Source organism: Nocardia jiangxiensis NBRC 101359 (assembly GCF_000308615.1).
GTDB lineage: Bacteria > Actinomycetota > Actinomycetes > Mycobacteriales > Mycobacteriaceae > Nocardia > Nocardia jiangxiensis.
In genome coordinates this window covers 753183-769408 of record NZ_BAGB01000041.1, presented here as the reverse complement: position 1 = coordinate 769408, position 16226 = coordinate 753183, and the positions used below count along the sequence as shown (strand labels likewise).

Genomic DNA, 16226 nt, shown 5'->3' with positions numbered 1-16226 from the left:
GGAATCCCGGCTGGCCTACCGGGCCGCCGCCCGGTTCATCCGATCCCACCTGCCGCCGACCGCCCTCGCGGTCTGATCGGGGAGCCTCGGCCCGCGTAGGCCGAGGATCGGAATCGCCCGTGCTACAACGCTTTACGTCCTCGGATCACTTGGTGCAGTGAGTGAGCACGCCGTTGATCGCGTCGTGCTCGGCCTTATCGATGGTCAGGTGGTACTTGGTCTTGGTCGCCACCCACTTGATGGTGTAGGCGCAGCTGTCCTTCTCCGGAAGCCAACGGGCGGGATCCTGGTCGCCCTTCTGGCGGTTGGAGCGGGCGGACACGACCTGGAGTTGGTCCAGGTCGTTGGCGAACGCCTTGCGCTGATCCTTGGTCCAGTTGCGGGTGCCGGAGCGGGCGGCCTCGGCCAGGGGGACGACGTGGTCCAGGTCGGTCTGACCGGCGTCGTGGATGACCACGCCGTCGTAGGCCGAGACCCAGGTGCCCGATACGGCACGGCACTGGGCATCGGTCTTGACGTCGGTGCCCTGCCGCTGCAGGGCGATCTCCCGGGTGTCGCAGCTCTTGCCCTGTCCGATCCAGTGCGGCCAGTCGTCGCGGTTGTAGGTGTTCCCGGTGTCCTCGGGCGCGACGGTCAACTTGGCCAGCTGTGTCAGTGCCGTGGACGACTGGCCGGTGGTCGAACTCGAACTGGAGGTACTTCCCTTACTGATCCACCACGAGACCGCGGCAACCACCAGGACCAGTACCGATACCGCGATTTTTACCCAGCCCGAGGATCGGACCGTCTTCGAACCCGCCACTACACCACTCACAACTTCCGAAATACGAACCAGCAAAACGTGATCCCATAATGACGGATCGGGGCGAGTTATGGGGGAGCAACACCAGGGGACTTGCTCACAACGGGGGACAGAATCCGCAGGGGCAGCGGGAGATTCGCGCTCGGATCACGCCTTGACCAGCGATTATCCTGCGGCACAGCGCTATTGCACCGGAACGCGAATCAGTATCTCGCCGTGCATGATCGAGATCCAGCCGTCCTCGGCCTCGGCCCACTCCCGCCATGCGCCACTGATGCGCCGCAAATCCTCGGCGCTCGCCAGTCCGGAATCGACGAGTTGCCGCGCCAGCGCCGACTCGACGACCCGCCCGGCCCACATGCCACCCCATTCGCGCCGATCCTCGAGCGTGGCATAGCACCAGGTGGACGAGGTGGCGGTGATATCGGTAGCGCCCGCGGCCCGCGCCCAGGACAGCATCCGGCGGCCCGCATCGGGCTCACCGCCGTTCGCGCGCGCCGCCGTGCGGTACAGCCGCAACCACTCGTCGAGTTCGGGAAGCGCGGGCCACCAGACGAATCCGGCGTAGTCGGCGTCCCGTGCAGCCACCAGCCCGCCCGGACGGGTCACCCGCATCATCTCGCGCAGTGCCGCAACCGGATCCGCCACGTGCTGCAGCACCTGATGTGCGTGCACGACGTCGAACGACCCGTCCGCGAAGGTCAGCCCGTGCACGTCCTGCACGCCGAATTCGATATCGGTCACACCGCGCTCGGCGGCCAGTTCCCGAGACAGCGCCAGCTCGGCCTCGCCGATCTCGGTGGCCGTCACCCGGCCCACCCGCGTGGCCAGATCGACCGTGATCGTGCCCGGCCCGGCGCCGATGTCCAGCAGCGAGGCATCCGGATCCAGCTGCGGCAGCAGATAGGCGGCGGAATTTTCCGCGGTGCGTGTCCGGTGCGAGCGCAGCACCGTCTCGTGATGACCGTGGGTGTACTTGCTCACGGGAATCTCCTTCCGGCGGAACCGATTCTGTCCGGCCGCCAACCGGGGGAGTCGATGGCGCGGCCGAATACCGTTGTAACGCAGACCAATACGGCGTCGCGCCCACCGAAACTCGTTCGATGGGCGCGACGCCGAGCGTACCGGACGCGATTATCGGTACGTCCGGGGAGCGGATCTCAGTTCGACAGCCGGACCTCGATCGCCTCGATGATGCGCGGGCGCAGCTCCTCGGTGCGCACGATCGAATCGACCGAACCCACCTCGACCGCACGCTGAATGCTGTGCACGCGATCGAATTCCGCGGCGACCTCACCGAGCTTCTCGGCCCGGACCGAGGTCCGGGTCTCGTCGAGTTCGGCGGCCAGTGCGGCGCGGTCCGCGCCGGTGGCACTGCTCGCGTTCGCCTCCAGCTCCCGCACCCGCGGATCGGTCGCGGTCCGGGTGTCGACCTCACCGGAGAACACCACGGCCGCGGCCGGTGCGCCGCCGAGCACCGAGGCGAACGAGCCCTCCAGCGCCAGCACGGTCATATTCGGGTTGAGCGCCTTGGAGAACACCACGAACGCGCCGCCGTGATACCGCGAGATCACGGTGAACACGATGGGCCCGTCGAAGTTGACGATCGCGCGGCCGATCTCGGCGCCGTACTCGAGCTGCAGCTTGCGCATCGACTCGGGCGATCCGTCGAAGCCGGACAGGTTCGCCAGCACGACCAGCGGCCGGTTACCGCTGGCCGCGTTGATCGCCCGCGCGGCCTTCTTCGACGACTGCGGGAACAGCGTGCCCGCGGTGTAGGTGTCCGGGCCGTCGGTCGGGGTGAAGCCGCGCCGCGGCACGCCGCGCGACTCGATACCCAACAGGCACACTGGAATTCCGCCGAGGTGCGCATCCTGCACGACGGCGGTCTCGGCGTCGGCCATTCCCGCCCAGCGCTCGAGCACCGGGTGGTCCTGGTCGGACAGCGCCCGCATGACGGTCCGAATATCGAAGGGCTTCTTGCGATCCGGGTTGCTCGCGGCGGAGAAGATCTCCCCGACGGTGCTGAAATCGCTGTCCGCCAGCACGTGCGGGTATCCGGAGATGTCGCGATCGACCGGATCATCGGTCGACGCCCGCCGCGGCGACTTCTCGCCGGGCGCGATGTAGGTGTGATCGTAGTGCGACATCAGAATGCTGCGCGCCGCAGTCAGATTCGGCGCCCAGTACTGCGCCTGGCCGTTGGGGCCCATCACCCGGTCGTAGCCGCCGATGCCGAAGTTGTCCTCGGCCGAGACGCCACCGGAGAAGTCCAGCGCCTGCTTACCGGTGAGCACCATGGTGGATTCCGGTGTCATGACCAGGATGCCGCGGGTGTGCATCAACATGGTGGCCTCGGCGTTCCAGTACGGCTGGGCGCCGACGTTGATACCGGTGACCACGAGGTTGATCTCGCCGCCGTCCTGGGTGAACTCGACAATCCGCTTGAGCGCCGCGGCCACCCAGTCCATGTTCTCGGTACCGGACTTCATCGAGATCCGCGCACCGGAGGACAGCGTGTACCACTCCAGCGGCACCTGCAGCTGCTCGGCCAGATCCAGGGCCGCGATGACCCGGCGGCATTCCGGTTCCGACAGTGCGCCGAGGGATTTCGTCGGATCGCCGAGCAGCACGACGCGGGTCAGACCCTGCGGATGCCGCTCGGTCGCGGTGCTGACCACACCCGCGACGATGGCCGCGGAGTTGTGCCCGCGCGGCCGATCGACCTGCACCAGCGCGTGGTTGCCGTCGAGGTCGTACTCGGTGAAATCGCCCAGCAGACTGGTCAATTCGTACGGGTAGACGGTGTTGCGGCTGCTCGCCCGCAGCACCTTCTGCCGGTACTCGTCGAGCGGTTCGACGGCCTCGTCGGTCCGCTCGCCGACGATCGTCTCGGTGCCGCCGGTGGGGTTGAAGCAGATCCGGATGGCGACCTTGGTCAGCTCACCGGTCTCCTGATCCCGCTCGCGGGCGATGATCAGGATCTCCTCCAGCCCGGCGCCCACCGTGGTCGGCTCGACGCGCTCGACGATGGTCGCGAACTCCGCGGCGGTCAGATCGATCGGCGGCCAGATGTACATCACGATGCGGTTGGTGTTGAACCGCTTGGCCGAACGCCGCCGGGACTGCGCGCGACGGATCGAGTCGAGGCAGGTGGCGATGGTGGCCTCGGCGGTCGGCAGCGCGAGCAGCCGGCCGTCGTGTTCGCGCAGCGGCGTCAGGTCGCGGACCTGGGCGAAAGCGACCAGCCGCTCGTCGGCCGGATTGTCCTTCGCGACACCGCGGAACAGGTACACCTCGTCGTCGTCCGAGGACGGCAACCGGGTCAGGTCGAACTTGCGCAGCCGCTTCATCTGCATCCGCTCCGCGATGTACGGGTGCAGACCGCGGATCAGCCGCTCCTCGGCCATACCGGTCGAGGTGGGGCGGAAGGTGAAGTGGTGGTGCATGACCGCGCCGCCGCTACCGGCGACGGTGGTGGTGATCCGGTGCACCTGGTTCGGCAGCGGGTGCGCGGCCAGAACCTCCTGCAACGCCGAGGCCATCTCGTCGAAGTCCTCGGGCTGATGCTCCCAGCCGAGGTAGATGTCGGCCTCGATGGACATCGTGCCGGTCGCCATTTCGCTCAGGCCGCGCAGCGCGGTGTCGAGCGCGTCGAAGCTCACCGCGGCCGAAACCAGGCTGGTGCCACGACGTTCGGCGATCACGAAGGAGCAGTCAGCGACCTGCTGGGTGCGCACATCGCTGAGGCCCTTGTTGCCGTAGTACCGGCGGGTCAGCACCTCGAGCATGACCGAGTTGTCCAGGCTGCCGCGGACCAGGCGCTGGCCCAGCAGCCGCACCAGCGGCTCGGTGCTGCGTACCGTCTCGGCGATGCGCTCGGCGCGATCCGGCGAATCCGGCTGAGCGTCCAAGTGGCGCAGGTGTTTGCGGACGTTGGTGTAGACGCGCGCACGGTTGCGCCGCAGCAGCGGTTGGCCGTACCAGGCGTACACCAGACCGCGGGCGAGGTCGGCGATCACCGGGAAACGCACCTGCGTCGCGGTGACCAGACGCTCGAGCGCCAGACCGACCGGCTCACGCAGCACGCGGTCCGGCACCGGCTCGCGCAGCCACTCACGCAACAGCGTGGTGACGGCGGTGACGGTGTCCGAGGGCCGCTGCTGGGCCAGGAAGATCCGGAACACCGCGCCCTCGAGATCGGGGGTGCGGTCGAGTTCGGTGATCCCGTAGTGCGCCAGGGCGCGGGACAACCTCGTCCGGTACGCCTCGGGCAGTCCGGCGCGCTCGACGTCCAAGCTCTGCAGGTAGGTGTGGAAGTACTCGCGGGCGCTGTGCACGTGCCCGTGCTCGCCCTCGTCGTCCCACGACCGGTTGTGGCTCAGTTCGGTGAGGTCCGCGAACATCTGCACGAGTTCGACTTCCTCGGCCAGCGGACGATGGTTGTTCGCGATCGAGGCCCGGCGCGCGGCCAGGTAGTCCTCGACCACGCGGCTCTCGTCGTGCGGGTCGACGTCGAAGCCCAGCAGCAGACTGCGCAGATCCTGCAGGCCGCGGGCCAGGCGCTCGTCCGGCCGGACCGAATCGGATTCGCTGGGCAGATCCAGCTCCACCGCGCTGTTGGTCGTCTCCTCGGCGGCCTCGCCGTCCTCGGCGAGCGGCTCGAGCCGCAGCAGCGGTGCACCGGTCTCGACCTGGCTGCCGACCGAGACGCCGCACTCCTTGACCCGGGCGCGGAACGGCGCGCGCAGCACCGTCTCCATCTTCATGCTCTCCAGCACGAGCACCGGCGCGCCCGCCTCGACCTCGTCGCCGATCGCCAGCGGCATCGCGACGACCAGAGCGGGTGCGGGGGAGCGGACGACGCCGCCCTCGTCGCGGCTGATCCGGTGGGTGACGCCCTCGACGTCGATCAGGCTGGTCGGCCCGTGGGTGCCGGTGATCAGGCGGTAGCGGGTGCCGTTGACCACGAGGTGTCCGGTGTGGCTGTCGAAACGCTCGAGATCGACTGCGGCGGTACGGATTTCGTCACCGGCCTCGATGCCGATCCGGAACCGGTGGGCACCGATGCGGGCCACCCGCACGCGGTAGGTGACGCCGCGCAGCTTCAGATCCAGCGGACGACCGCTCTCGTGCTGCACCTGCGGACGTCCACCCGAGGCGGTGGACAGCAGCCGGTGCTGCTCGACGCGCTCCTCCTCCTCGTAGGCGTCGATGGCGGCGGCGGCCAGCGCGATGGCGGAGTGCCGGTGCGAGACCAGCCGTCCCTCGCCGCGCACGCGGTCGATCCAGCCGGTGTCGGCGCTGGCGTCGATCACCTCGGGCTGCTTCAGCAGATCGAGGACGAAACTCTTGTTGGTCGCGCCGCCCTCGATGACCACGCGCGTCTGACCCACCGCGCGCCGCAACCGGCCCAGGGCCTCGTCGCGGTTGCGGCCGTAGGCGATGATCTTGGCGATCATCGAGTCGAAGGCGGCCGGAATCGTGTCGCCCTCGCTGACGCCGGTGTCGACCCGGATGCCCGGACCCGCGGGCAGGTCCAGCCGCGCGATGCGGCCCGGGGCGGGCGCGAAGTCGCGGTCGGGATCCTCGGCGTTGAGCCGGGCCTCGATGGCGTGTCCGCGCTCGGCCGGGGGCTCACCCTCGAGCTTGCCGCCGGACGCGACCAGCAGCTGCGCGCGCACCAGGTCGAATCCGGTGGTGGATTCGGTGATCGGGTGCTCGACCTGCAGGCGGGTGTTGACCTCGAGGAAGGCGAACAGCTTCTCGCCGGGGTGGTAGAGGAATTCGACCGTCGCCGCACCGCGGTAGCCGACGGTGACCGCGAGCCGCTCGGCCGAGGCCTTGAGTTCGGCGGCCTGGTCGGCGCTCAGGACCGGCGAGGACGATTCCTCGATGATCTTCTGGTTGCGCCGCTGCACCGAGCAGTCGCGCACGCCCAGCGCCCACGCGGTGCCCTGACCGTCCGCGATCACCTGGACCTCGACGTGCCGGGCGCCGGTGACCAGGCGCTCCAGGAAGACCACGCCGCTGCCGAAGGCCCGCGCGGCCTCCTGGCTGGTGCGCTCGTAGGCGTCGACCAGATCGGCCTCGTTGGTGATGACGCGGATACCGCGCCCACCGCCACCCGCGGTCGCCTTGAGCATCAGCGGGTAGCCGATCTCGCCGGCCGCGGCCACGGCGGCGTCGACGGATTCGACCGCTCCGCGACTCCACGGCGCGACCGGAACGCCGACCTCCTCGGCGATCAGCTTCGCGCCGATCTTGTCGCCGAGTTTGCGCATGGCCTCCGCGCTGGGGCCGATGAAGGTGATGCCGATCTGGTCGCAGAGTTCCGCGAAGGCAGGGTCCTCGGCAACGAAACCCCAACCAACCCAGGCGGAATCTGCCTTGGTCGCGATCAGGGCGCGCTCGAGCGCCTTCAGATCCAGGTACGGGCGCGCCGAGGCGGGGCCCAGGTCGTAGGCGATATCGGCCTCGCGCACGAATGTCGCGTTCCGGTCGACGTCGGTATACAACGCAACGGTTTCGATCGCCTGCCCCGTTTCCGCGGCCAGATCTCGAGCGGCGTGGATGAGGCGCATGGCGGCCTCGCCCCGGTTCACGATGGCGATGCGGCTGAACACTCGCCAACTCCTTTCCATTTCACGGCACTGACCCGATCGGGTGAGGGTTTGCGACTGTTGGTTGTGCGTAGTGTGCACCCTGTAGGTGGATATGTGCACGGCGTATGAGTGTTACTGGCCCGTATCCTCGGACAATGCCCCGTCAAGGGCATCAGAAGAGGCGCGATAGCTGGTCTGCGCCCCGATCGCGGTGCCCATCCAGCGCCGTAGATAGCGCCTTAGTTCCTCGTCGCCGCGCGGCGGATTGCCCGGCGCCAGGAAGAACGACTGCATGGTCCGCAGGACGTATTCGACGAGTTCGGCCAGGGCGTCGTCGTCGTAACCGTGCTGCTCCCAGTCGACGTCGAAACGCCGGATCATGGTCACGCCGAATGCCTGCGCCTCCTCGGAGGTGAGGCTCTCGGGCTGCAGATTCGAGTACGTGCTCGACAACAGGATGCCCAGATGTGGTGTGGAGCGCACCTCGGACAGGGTGAAGACCACCCCTTCGGTCAGTGCCTCGACCGGGTCGTCGATACCGCTGACCTGCTCGGCCAGCCGATCGAGGAAGCCGTCCACCGAGGCGTACGCCGCGGCTCGCATCAACGCGTCCGAACTCGGGAAATAGCGGTACACCGTCTGCCGGATGACGCCCAGCGCCTCGGCGACCTCAGCGATGTTGACCTCCGAGCCGGTGCGCCCGATCAACTCCACGGCCGCGCCGACGATGCGCCGGGAGGCCTCCTCGTCACTGCTCGGTGGGCTCCCGCCCCACCCGCGTCGTCGTGCCACTGACCTGCTTTCTCGGCTCGAACCGGCGTCGCGGGGGATCCCCCGATCGAATCGGCCCTCGACGCTACCAGGGAACGCACCCGAAACCGGTGATGACGTTCTGCGCGAATCCAATCATACAAACATACGCATCTATGTATGATCGTCTCGTCTAGCGGCCTGCGCGGGCAACGATGCCCGGACGAACGATGGAGGTAGAGCAGGTGACCGACCTACATGTCCGGAAGATGCGATTCGCATTCGCGGACTACGACGTGCCCTTCCTGTGGAACGAGAAGAATCCGGCCTTCTCGTCGATGGCGAACGCCGTGTCCTTCCTGGCGATCGGCTTCGAGAAGATGATCGTGAACATGATTCGCGAGGCGATGCCGCGGATCACCGACCCCGACGTGGCCGAGGAGGCCGACGCGTTCGTGCGCCAGGAGGGGCAGCATTCGACCGCGCACCGCCAGCACGTCAACGGACTGATCCGCCGGTATCCGCGGTTGCGCGAGACACTGGACGAGGTGATCGGCGAATTCGACCTGCTCACCACGAAAACCTCGCTGGACTACCGCCTGGCCTACACCGCGGACCTGGAGGCCACCTTCACCCCGGTGTTCAAGTTGATGCTGGACAACGACGCGAACCTGTTCGCGCCCGGCGACGACCGGGTGGCCTCGCTGTTCATCTGGCATTTCGTGGAGGAGGTCGAGCACCGCAGCTCCGCGCTGATCATCTTCGACGCGATCGTGGGCAGCGACGTCTACCGGATGCGGATGGCTCCCTCGATCTTCCGGCACGTGATGAAGGTGATCCGGATCGCCTGCACGGGTTTCAATGCCCATGTGCCGCTGGAGGATCGGCAGGTGGACGCGTTGTCGATGTTCGCCATGCACCGGCACCGCCGCCGGTTGGGCCGGTGGATTCCGCCGCTGCGGGTGCCGGACAACGGGACGATGCCGCGCGCGTTCACCGAACTGCCGTTGCGGGAACAACTGGTCGCGTTGAGCGGCATCGTGCGCAGTCAGATGCCCAAACACAATCCGGCGCACGAGAATCTGCCCGAACTCGCGAATCTGTGGTTCCGGCGTTTCGACGAGGGTTATGACGTAACCCAGTGGTACACGGCCGAATTGACCTCGTCGAAGTAAGGGGAATCATGTCCGATCACTGTTCGCCGACATTCGCTCGGCTGGCGACCGAGATGGGGTTCTCCTGCCGGACCGAGGGCGGGCTCGTCGCCTTCCGCAATCCGTTCGCACTGGAGAACTGGACCCTGCCGATACTCGAGGTCGCCATCATCCTGGGCGCGGTGCTGACCCTGGTGCACGCCATCCGGCGGCTGCGCCGCGACGGCGACCCCACCAATCTGGTGCTCTGGTTCGGCGCGACGGCCTATCTGTTCATCATCGAACCGCCGCTGTACTTTCCGGCCGCCTTCGGCATCAGTGGACATGTGGACACGATGTTCGCGCACAACGTGTTCACGGTCGACTTCCTGTGGGGGCGGCTGCCGCTGTACATCGTCGCGATCTACCCGTTCATGGCGACCATCGCCTTCGAAATCGTCCGCATGCTCGGCGTTTTCCGGCGATACGGGGTGCTGGTCGGCGCGATCTGCGTCGGATTCGTGCACCACGCGTTCTACGAGATCTTCGATCACATCGGGCCGCAACTGAAGTGGTGGGAGTGGTCCACCGGGAATTCGCTCAATCAGCCCATGTTCGACTCGGTGCCGTTGTCCAGTGTGGTGGTCTTCGCCGCGCTGTGGCCGATGTCGCTGGCCTTCTGCGTGCAGTTGTTCGTCGGGCGGCATGTCGACGCCGGGCGCAAGTTCAGTGGCCTGCAACTGGTTTGGCGCACGATCGTGATCGGGATCCTGGGTTCGGCGGGCACCGGAGTGCTCCCCATTCCCGCCACGGTGCTCGGCGCGAACAACATCACCGTGCGCGGGTGGCTCTACGCCGCCGAACTTGTCGTGTTGAGCGTCATCGCGATTCCGGTGCTGGTGCGTCAATGGGTGCGACTGCGGCAGGGTGAGGTTCCCGCATACTCGGACAACGTCGTTCGCATCTACAGCGGGGTGTATCTGCTCGCCATGGCGGTGCTGTGGCTCACCGCGCTGCCCGATTTCCTGCACGCGTCGAACGGCTGGGCGCGCAACGCCGGTCCGGTGGGCAACATCTGGTACACCATCGCCTGTTTCGTCGTCGCGATCCTGTGCAGCGCGGCGGTATTCGCCGGGCCGCGGTCGCGGAGTGCGGTGAGTGCGGGGGTGTCGCCGGAGGTGGCTCCGGCGGCCGGATAGTACGGGGTTCGGACGTGGACTACGCGTCCGAGGTTCGCAGACTGGGACGTCCTCGGGGCGGCAGCCCTCCGGCTCCGAGGACATCTGCTCGCCTGTCCGTCACCCACCCCCGATCCGAATCCGGCGCTGGAGGAGGTCGGGGAGGTGTACCGGCCCGACCCGGCCGAATCCGCCGCCGTGGAGGTGGGCCACGCCGAGGCCGCGGCCGAGATCGACGCCGAGGTCGCCTTCTTCTGCGGAATGGCGCGCAAAGTCCTGAGCGGGACGGGGCGATCGGGAGCGCCTGTCGCCGATGCTGCACCGGGATTAGACTTCGAAGCGGACCGAATCCGACCGAGGGGAGGTCGTCATGCGAGTCGTGGACTTCGATCATCTGGTGCTGAACGTTTCGGATGTCGAGCGTTCGCTCGAATTCTATTGCAGCACACTCGGTTTGGATCCCGTTCGAGCCGACGAGTGGCGAGCCGGGCAGGTCCCGTTCCCGTCGGTGCGGGTGACCGACCGCACGGTCATCGACCTGCAGCACATGCCGCGCGGCGAGGCGAACGTCGATCACATCTGCCTGGTCGTCGAGCCCCTGGACTGGCAGGAGATCATCGACTCCGGCATCTTCACGGTGCTCGAGGGGCCCGTTCCTCGCTGGGGTGCCCGAGGTCAGGCGACGTCGATCTACGTCGCCGACCCGGACGGCAACACTGTCGAATTACGTTGGTATCCCGAGGGTTCCACTGCCTGAGTGCTGATCGTCGTCAGGACCGCGTCGACGGTTTGCTCGGCAAGCCGCGGCGTCAACGGTTGGTGCCCGAACAGCACCCGGTAGTACAGCGGCGCGGCGAGCAGGTCCAGCACGAAGTCCATATCGAAGTCGGCCCGGATCTCGCCGCGTTCGATCGCCGATCGCAACGCGGCCGCGCTCGATTCCCGCCGCGGGAGGAAGACCCGGCTGCGGAATTCGTCCGACAGTTCCGCGGATGCCGACAGATCCGCGACGAGTGCGGGCAGCGCCCTGCCCAGCGGTGTACTCGACAGCGAGCGAACCAGCGTCGACATGCCTTCGAGGAGATCGGATCTCAGATCCCCGGTGTTCGGGGTCGGCGTGACGCCCATCAGTTCGGCCACCGCATCGACGACCAGATGACGTTTCGACGGCCACCGCCGGTACACCGCAGGCCGGTGCACACCGGCCCGGGACGCCACCGCGCCGATCGTCAGCTGTTCGTAGCCCTGTTCGTCGAGCAACTCGACCACGGCGGTGCGGATGGCCGCGTCGAGTCGGGTGTCCCTGGTTCGTGCCATCAGAACACCGGCCGGGGGACCAGTACGACTCGCCACCCGTCCGGATCCTCGAACGTCAGCGCTCCGACCCCGGCCCAGTACGGATTTTCCGCCTCCACCGGCTCGTGTCCGGCCGCGGCCAATCGCTCGACGAGTTCGTACATCGCCGCCTCGCCGCGGAAGTACAGCACCAGCAGATTCTCCGCGGTCGGCGCCGGGCACGGGCTGCCGTCGACGTGGCTGGTGAATTCGAGGTGGTAGTCGGTGCCGGGCAGGCCGAGCATCACTCCGTCGTACCCGGCGTGATTCTCGAACCGGTACAGGACGGGTAACCCGATCACACCGGCATAGAACCTCTCCACCTCGGCCAGTTTGTCGGTGGGCCGCGCCACCCGGACCTGCCCCACGGACAGGCCGTCCGGCCATCCGGCCGTGTCGGTTCCGCTCATATCGAAACGGTACATCATGTACCGATATTCGGTCGATGTCGTCGCGGATCACCGCCGCTCCGGCCTATGTTGCGTGGCAGGAGCTTTCGGTAGCGGCCAGCATCGACGGATCGACCGCGTCTGCCATGGCCTGATACCCCTGGGGGCCCGGATGCAGATGATCGGCACTGCTGTCGGCGGACCGCAGGACGGAGGTATTGGCGGCGCACCCCCGCTGCGGCGGTGCGAACGCCGACGCTCACCCGCCCGAAGGTCACCGGGGTGAGACCGAACCGGTTCGTCGGATGGATCCGTACCTCGGCCCCGCCGAGATGGGGAGTGATGACCATGCGGAAGGTCTGATCGTCGACCGACAGGGGGCCGGACCGCCCGAGGCGTCGACCGGTGTGACCGCGTCGGTGGGACTGGCGAGCCAGCTCGCGACGAAATGTCTACCGCAGGAACCGGATTCCGCGACACTCGACGGCGAGGCCGCCACCGCACCCGCGATCGGCGCGCCCACGGCCGCCACCACTCCCGCACCACGCGCCCCGCGCCGCCGCGCTCGCCGCCCGTCGCCGACGACGTTGTCGGATCCCACTGTTCGCACCTCTCGTCGCAGCCACCGCGAGTGGTCCGATCCGGCAGGACGCGCTGCTCGAGACGGGATCGGACGCCGTCGACATCTGATCCGGACCCGGCCGTCCCGGCCAAAAATAGACACTTGGTGGTCAAAGTGTCTATTAATGTAGAGGGAACGCTCGTGTTAGTCCGGAGAAGTTCTGGATCGGCTCGAATCAGGGCCTCCCGCAACGGAAAACGGCCTTCCCGTCAGTCGGAGATGGCGACTGCGGCTTGGTTGTGTGGCGACCGGCGAACCATGATGAGAGACTGGGAAGTAACTTGTATCAAACTCTCGCCGCATGTGGCACACTCGGTAATGAAAGCCGCTGCCCCGTCGACGAAGCCGGGAAGGACGCCGATCATGACCGAGCGTGTGCCCCCGAGTCGGGAGCCGGCACGCACACCGTCGCGCCGCACCGCGCGCGCGGAGACCGATGCCGCGGACACCCTGTTCCTCACCGACGAGATGTCGGCCTGGCTCTCACCCGCCTACGGTGCGGCGAACGTCGTGATGCAACTGGCCCGTGCCGGAGTCGCCTACGGCGTGATGGAGAGCCGGGTCGACAGCGGCAATCTGCACGAACACCCGATCAAACGCGGGCGCACCACCATGACGTACATCGCGGTGGCCGTGGCGGGCAGCGCCCGGGATCGCCGGATCTATCGCGAGGCCGTCGACGCCGTGCATGCCCAGGTTCGCTCGACATCGCGGAGTCCGGTGTCCTACAACGCTTTCGACCCGGAACTGCAACTCTGGGTCGCCGCGTGCATGTCCGCGGTATTCCCGGACACGCGCCGGTTGCGCGGCGGGCGCACCTATCACGATCCCGAGGCCGTGCACCGGGCCGCGTCGATATTCGCGACCATGTTGCAGGTGCCGCCGGACATGTGGCCCGCCGACCGCGAGGCGTTCGACCGGTACTGGAACGAACAGCTCGACCGGCTCGAATTCGACGACCGGATGCGCGAATTCCTCATCGGCATAGCGCGATTGGACTTCCTGCCCCGTCCGGTCCAGATCCTGCTGGGGGAGTGGGATCTGTTCATGACGCTCGGATATCTGCCGCCGCAGCTGCGCGAGAAGCTGGGTTTCGACTGGACCGCCGCCGAGCAACACCGTTTCGACCGCTGGCAGCGCGGTCTGGCCGTACTGGACCGGCTCACCCCGCGTGCGGTGGTGCGGCTGGGCATGCGCGCCGCGATCTGGGATATGCGCCTGCGGTACGTCACCGGAGCGACCGTCGTATGAACAGTGTCACCAAGGGAAACGAGGTACCGTGACCACCACCGAATCGACGCCGGGCGATGCCGTCCCGTCATCGGAACAGCCTGATGCACAACTCGATTCGCGACACCGAGCGCTGGTCGAGGATGTGCGCTGGTTCCTCGGGTCGCCGCTGGGCGGCGTGTTCGGCGGGCTCGCACTCGATCAGGTCGCCTATCGCCGGATCGCCGCGGCCGTGGACCGCACCGGGCGGTTCGCCGACAATTTCACCGACCGCGGCATTCGCAGTTTCGCGTTCACCGCGTTGATGGCATTCGGCGATCCGACGGACCGGGAGGCATTCCGCGCTGATCTCAAACGGCTGCACGCGGATGTGAAGGGAACGGGCCGAGGCGAATTCGCGGACGACCGGTACAGCGCGCTCGCCCCGGAACTGTGGATCTGGGTCGCGGTCAGTTCGTTGCACGTGTTCTATCTGGCCTACCTGTACGTGTGCGGGCGTAGGCTCGACGAGCAGGAGAAACAGGTCGTCTACCGGACCATGCGCGTGGAGATGTCGTATCTGGAACTGCCCAGCCGCGCGGGCAGACTGCCCGAGACGGTGCAGGAGATGGTCGACTACTACGACCGGGTCGCCGCCACCGAACTGGCCGACAACGAATTCCTGCAGTTCGCCCGCCGCAACTTCATCGCCCCGCCGCCGTCGAAAATCCTGATCCCGCCGGGCCTGCATCCGGCGCTCAGGCCGATCTGGCGGCCGCTGACGAAGCTGGCCGCCCGGCCCACCATCGTCTGCTCCGATACCGTGGCCCATCCGCGGATGCGGGAGCTGTTCGGCGTGCGCACGACCGCCCGGGACCGGCTGGAGTTCGCGGTCTACGTGACGATCCTGCGACTGGCCTGGCGGCTGCTGCCGCGCCGGTTGACACTGGAACCATTGGCCTACAACCGTTATCGGTACGAGCGGATCCGTCGGCGGTATCGCAGCGTGCTGCTGGATTCCTTCGCCGCGCCCTGATGCCGCGGAATTCCGGAGGGGGAGCAGGAATGCTGAACGAGCCGGTCAGCCGGGACGTTTGAGCAGATCCATCTGTTTGTAGACGTCGCCGAGGTGATCCAGGTGGCGGCGCATCAGGGCCATGGCGGTCATGGAATCGCGCTGCTCCACCGCGGCGAGGATCGCGCGATGGTCATCGTCCACGCAGGTCCAGAAGTCCTCGGGGGCGGTGTCGCGGCTGAACCGGCTGCCGAGCACCCGGAACACCGGGACGGTCACCAGATCCAGCAACGGATTGTCCGCCGCGCGCAGTAGCACCCGATGGAACTCGTGGTTGACCGCATAGGTTTCCGACCCCAGCGATCCCGACGGATCGAACAGCGCCGCATGGAGTTACTCGATATGGGTGTCGTTGTGCCGGAACGCCGCCGCACCCGCGGCGGGCACCTCGATCAGGTGCCGTACCTCCATCAGCTGATCGACGGTCACGGCCTCGGCCGCTGCCAGCAGCGCCACCCCGGTCTCGAGGTGTTCGCTCATCCGCCCGATGCTCGGAACCGAGACGAAGGTGCCTCCGGTGGCGCCGCGTGTGGTGTGCACGAGGTTTCCGCACTCCAGCGTTCGGATCGCCTCGCGCACCGTGCTCTGTCCGACATTGAACTCCGCACGCAGCTCCGCATCGGGCGGTAGCCGGGTACCCGGCGCGAGCTGCCCGTCGAGGATCGTCGTCCGCAGCGGCGGTGACGCCCAGATCGGCGGCGAGGTCGACCTCGCCGATCTGCAGATACCGCACGCGTGGAGCCGCGGCGATCTCGCGCACGTTCCACAGTCCGGTCGCGGTTTCCACCAGCGGCGACACCAGGGTGCGGGAGCGCCCGAAACGCTGTTCCAACTCGGCGAGCAGGTGGTCGAGCCGGTGCAGCGCGGCGGCGTCGTCGCACTTCGGCAGCCAGATGCCCGCATCCGCCGCGCGCAGGACGGCGGTGACGTCCTCGGTGAGTTCGGCGCCCGGATTCACCCGGACCCACACCGGCACAACATGATTCCGGTACGAGGCGAGCCAGGCGGCCACCGCCTCGCGGGCCGCGGATTTGGCGGCGAGCGGTACCGCGTCCTCGAGATCGAGTACCACGGCGTCCGCGCCCGAGCTCACGGCTTTGTCGAATCGCTCGGTCGGTCGCCCGGAAC

14 protein-coding genes and 1 pseudogene are annotated in these 16226 nt (G+C 67.5%); 5 read left to right on the top strand and 10 right to left on the bottom strand.

The features are described from left to right. Positions 1–145 precede the first annotated feature (145 nt). From ON40_RS17670 to ON40_RS17655, 4 genes are all read right to left on the bottom strand, one after another. Positions 146–814, bottom strand: coding sequence for an HNH endonuclease family protein (locus ON40_RS17670; RefSeq protein ID WP_218008803.1), 669 nt, complete (start codon positions 812–814; stop codon positions 146–148). Positions 815–985: 171 nt separating this feature from the next. Then, on the bottom strand, positions 986–1786 hold the full coding sequence (locus ON40_RS17665) for a class I SAM-dependent methyltransferase (RefSeq protein ID WP_040824492.1): 801 nt from the start codon (positions 1784–1786) through the stop codon (positions 986–988). 176 nt (positions 1787–1962) lie between these two features. Next, positions 1963–7428: an ATP-binding protein gene (locus ON40_RS17660; protein ID WP_040823726.1), complete on the bottom strand. Its 5466-nt coding sequence runs from the start codon at positions 7426–7428 to the stop codon at positions 1963–1965. A gap of 111 nt (positions 7429–7539) precedes the next feature. Further along, on the bottom strand, positions 7540–8199 hold the full coding sequence (locus ON40_RS17655; protein WP_040823724.1) for a TetR/AcrR family transcriptional regulator: 660 nt from the start codon (positions 8197–8199) through the stop codon (positions 7540–7542). Between the two features lie 203 nt (positions 8200–8402). Here ON40_RS17655 and ON40_RS17650 point away from each other — a divergent pair, with 203 nt between their 5' ends. The 3 genes from ON40_RS17650 to ON40_RS17640 all read left to right on the top strand — a co-directional run bounded on the left by ON40_RS17650 (position 8403) and on the right by ON40_RS17640 (position 11225). Then, positions 8403–9332 (top strand): metal-dependent hydrolase, encoded by a 930-nt coding sequence (locus ON40_RS17650; RefSeq protein ID WP_040824491.1) that lies wholly within the window; start codon positions 8403–8405, stop codon positions 9330–9332. 8 nt (positions 9333–9340) lie between these two features. Next, the gene (locus tag ON40_RS17645) at positions 9341–10489 is read left to right on the top strand and encodes a hypothetical protein (protein WP_040823723.1); all 1149 of its coding nucleotides are present in this window, start codon (positions 9341–9343) and stop codon (positions 10487–10489) included. A gap of 349 nt (positions 10490–10838) precedes the next feature. Continuing rightward, positions 10839–11225, top strand: a complete 387-nt coding sequence (locus ON40_RS17640; protein WP_040823721.1) for a VOC family protein — start codon at positions 10839–10841, stop codon at positions 11223–11225. Here the strand turns inward: ON40_RS17640 and ON40_RS17635 are convergent. The 3 genes from ON40_RS17635 to ON40_RS53235 all read right to left on the bottom strand — a co-directional run bounded on the left by ON40_RS17635 (position 11159) and on the right by ON40_RS53235 (position 12793). Further along, positions 11159–11785 (bottom strand): TetR/AcrR family transcriptional regulator, encoded by a 627-nt coding sequence (locus ON40_RS17635; protein WP_051193204.1) that lies wholly within the window; start codon positions 11783–11785, stop codon positions 11159–11161. The genes ON40_RS17640 and ON40_RS17635 overlap by 67 nt on opposite strands. Beyond that, positions 11785–12213: a VOC family protein gene (locus tag ON40_RS17630; protein ID WP_040824486.1), complete on the bottom strand. Its 429-nt coding sequence runs from the start codon at positions 12211–12213 to the stop codon at positions 11785–11787. Before ON40_RS17630 ends, ON40_RS17635 begins: the two co-directional genes overlap by 1 nt. 253 nt (positions 12214–12466) lie before the next feature. Further along, a complete protein-coding gene (locus tag ON40_RS53235) occupies positions 12467–12793 on the bottom strand; it encodes a hypothetical protein (RefSeq protein ID WP_169541869.1) in 327 nt (108 codons plus the stop codon). A gap of 384 nt (positions 12794–13177) precedes the next feature. Here ON40_RS53235 and ON40_RS17625 point away from each other — a divergent pair, with 384 nt between their 5' ends. Further along, positions 13178–14065, top strand: coding sequence for an oxygenase MpaB family protein (locus ON40_RS17625; protein ID WP_040823719.1), 888 nt, complete (start codon positions 13178–13180; stop codon positions 14063–14065). A 28-nt stretch (positions 14066–14093) separates the two neighbouring features. After that, positions 14094–15059 carry an oxygenase MpaB family protein gene (locus ON40_RS17620; RefSeq protein WP_040823717.1) on the top strand — a complete coding sequence of 322 codons (966 nt, stop codon included), beginning with the start codon at positions 14094–14096 and terminating at the stop codon, positions 15057–15059. Positions 15060–15104: 45 nt separating this feature from the next. On the opposite strand, the gene ON40_RS54635 is transcribed toward ON40_RS17620, so the two are convergent. The 3 genes and pseudogenes from ON40_RS54635 to ON40_RS54620 form a co-directional block, all read right to left on the bottom strand. After that, the gene (locus ON40_RS54635) at positions 15105–15398 is read right to left on the bottom strand and encodes a FadR/GntR family transcriptional regulator (protein WP_281033047.1); all 294 of its coding nucleotides are present in this window, start codon (positions 15396–15398) and stop codon (positions 15105–15107) included. Between the two features lie 33 nt (positions 15399–15431). Continuing rightward, positions 15432–15761, bottom strand: coding sequence for a FadR/GntR family transcriptional regulator (locus ON40_RS56570; protein ID WP_505788429.1), 330 nt, complete (start codon positions 15759–15761; stop codon positions 15432–15434). Positions 15762–15798: 37 nt separating this feature from the next. Beyond that, positions 15799–16170, bottom strand: a pseudogene (locus tag ON40_RS54620) (aldolase/citrate lyase family protein); the annotation flags it as partial. Positions 16171–16226: the final 56 nt, after the last annotated feature.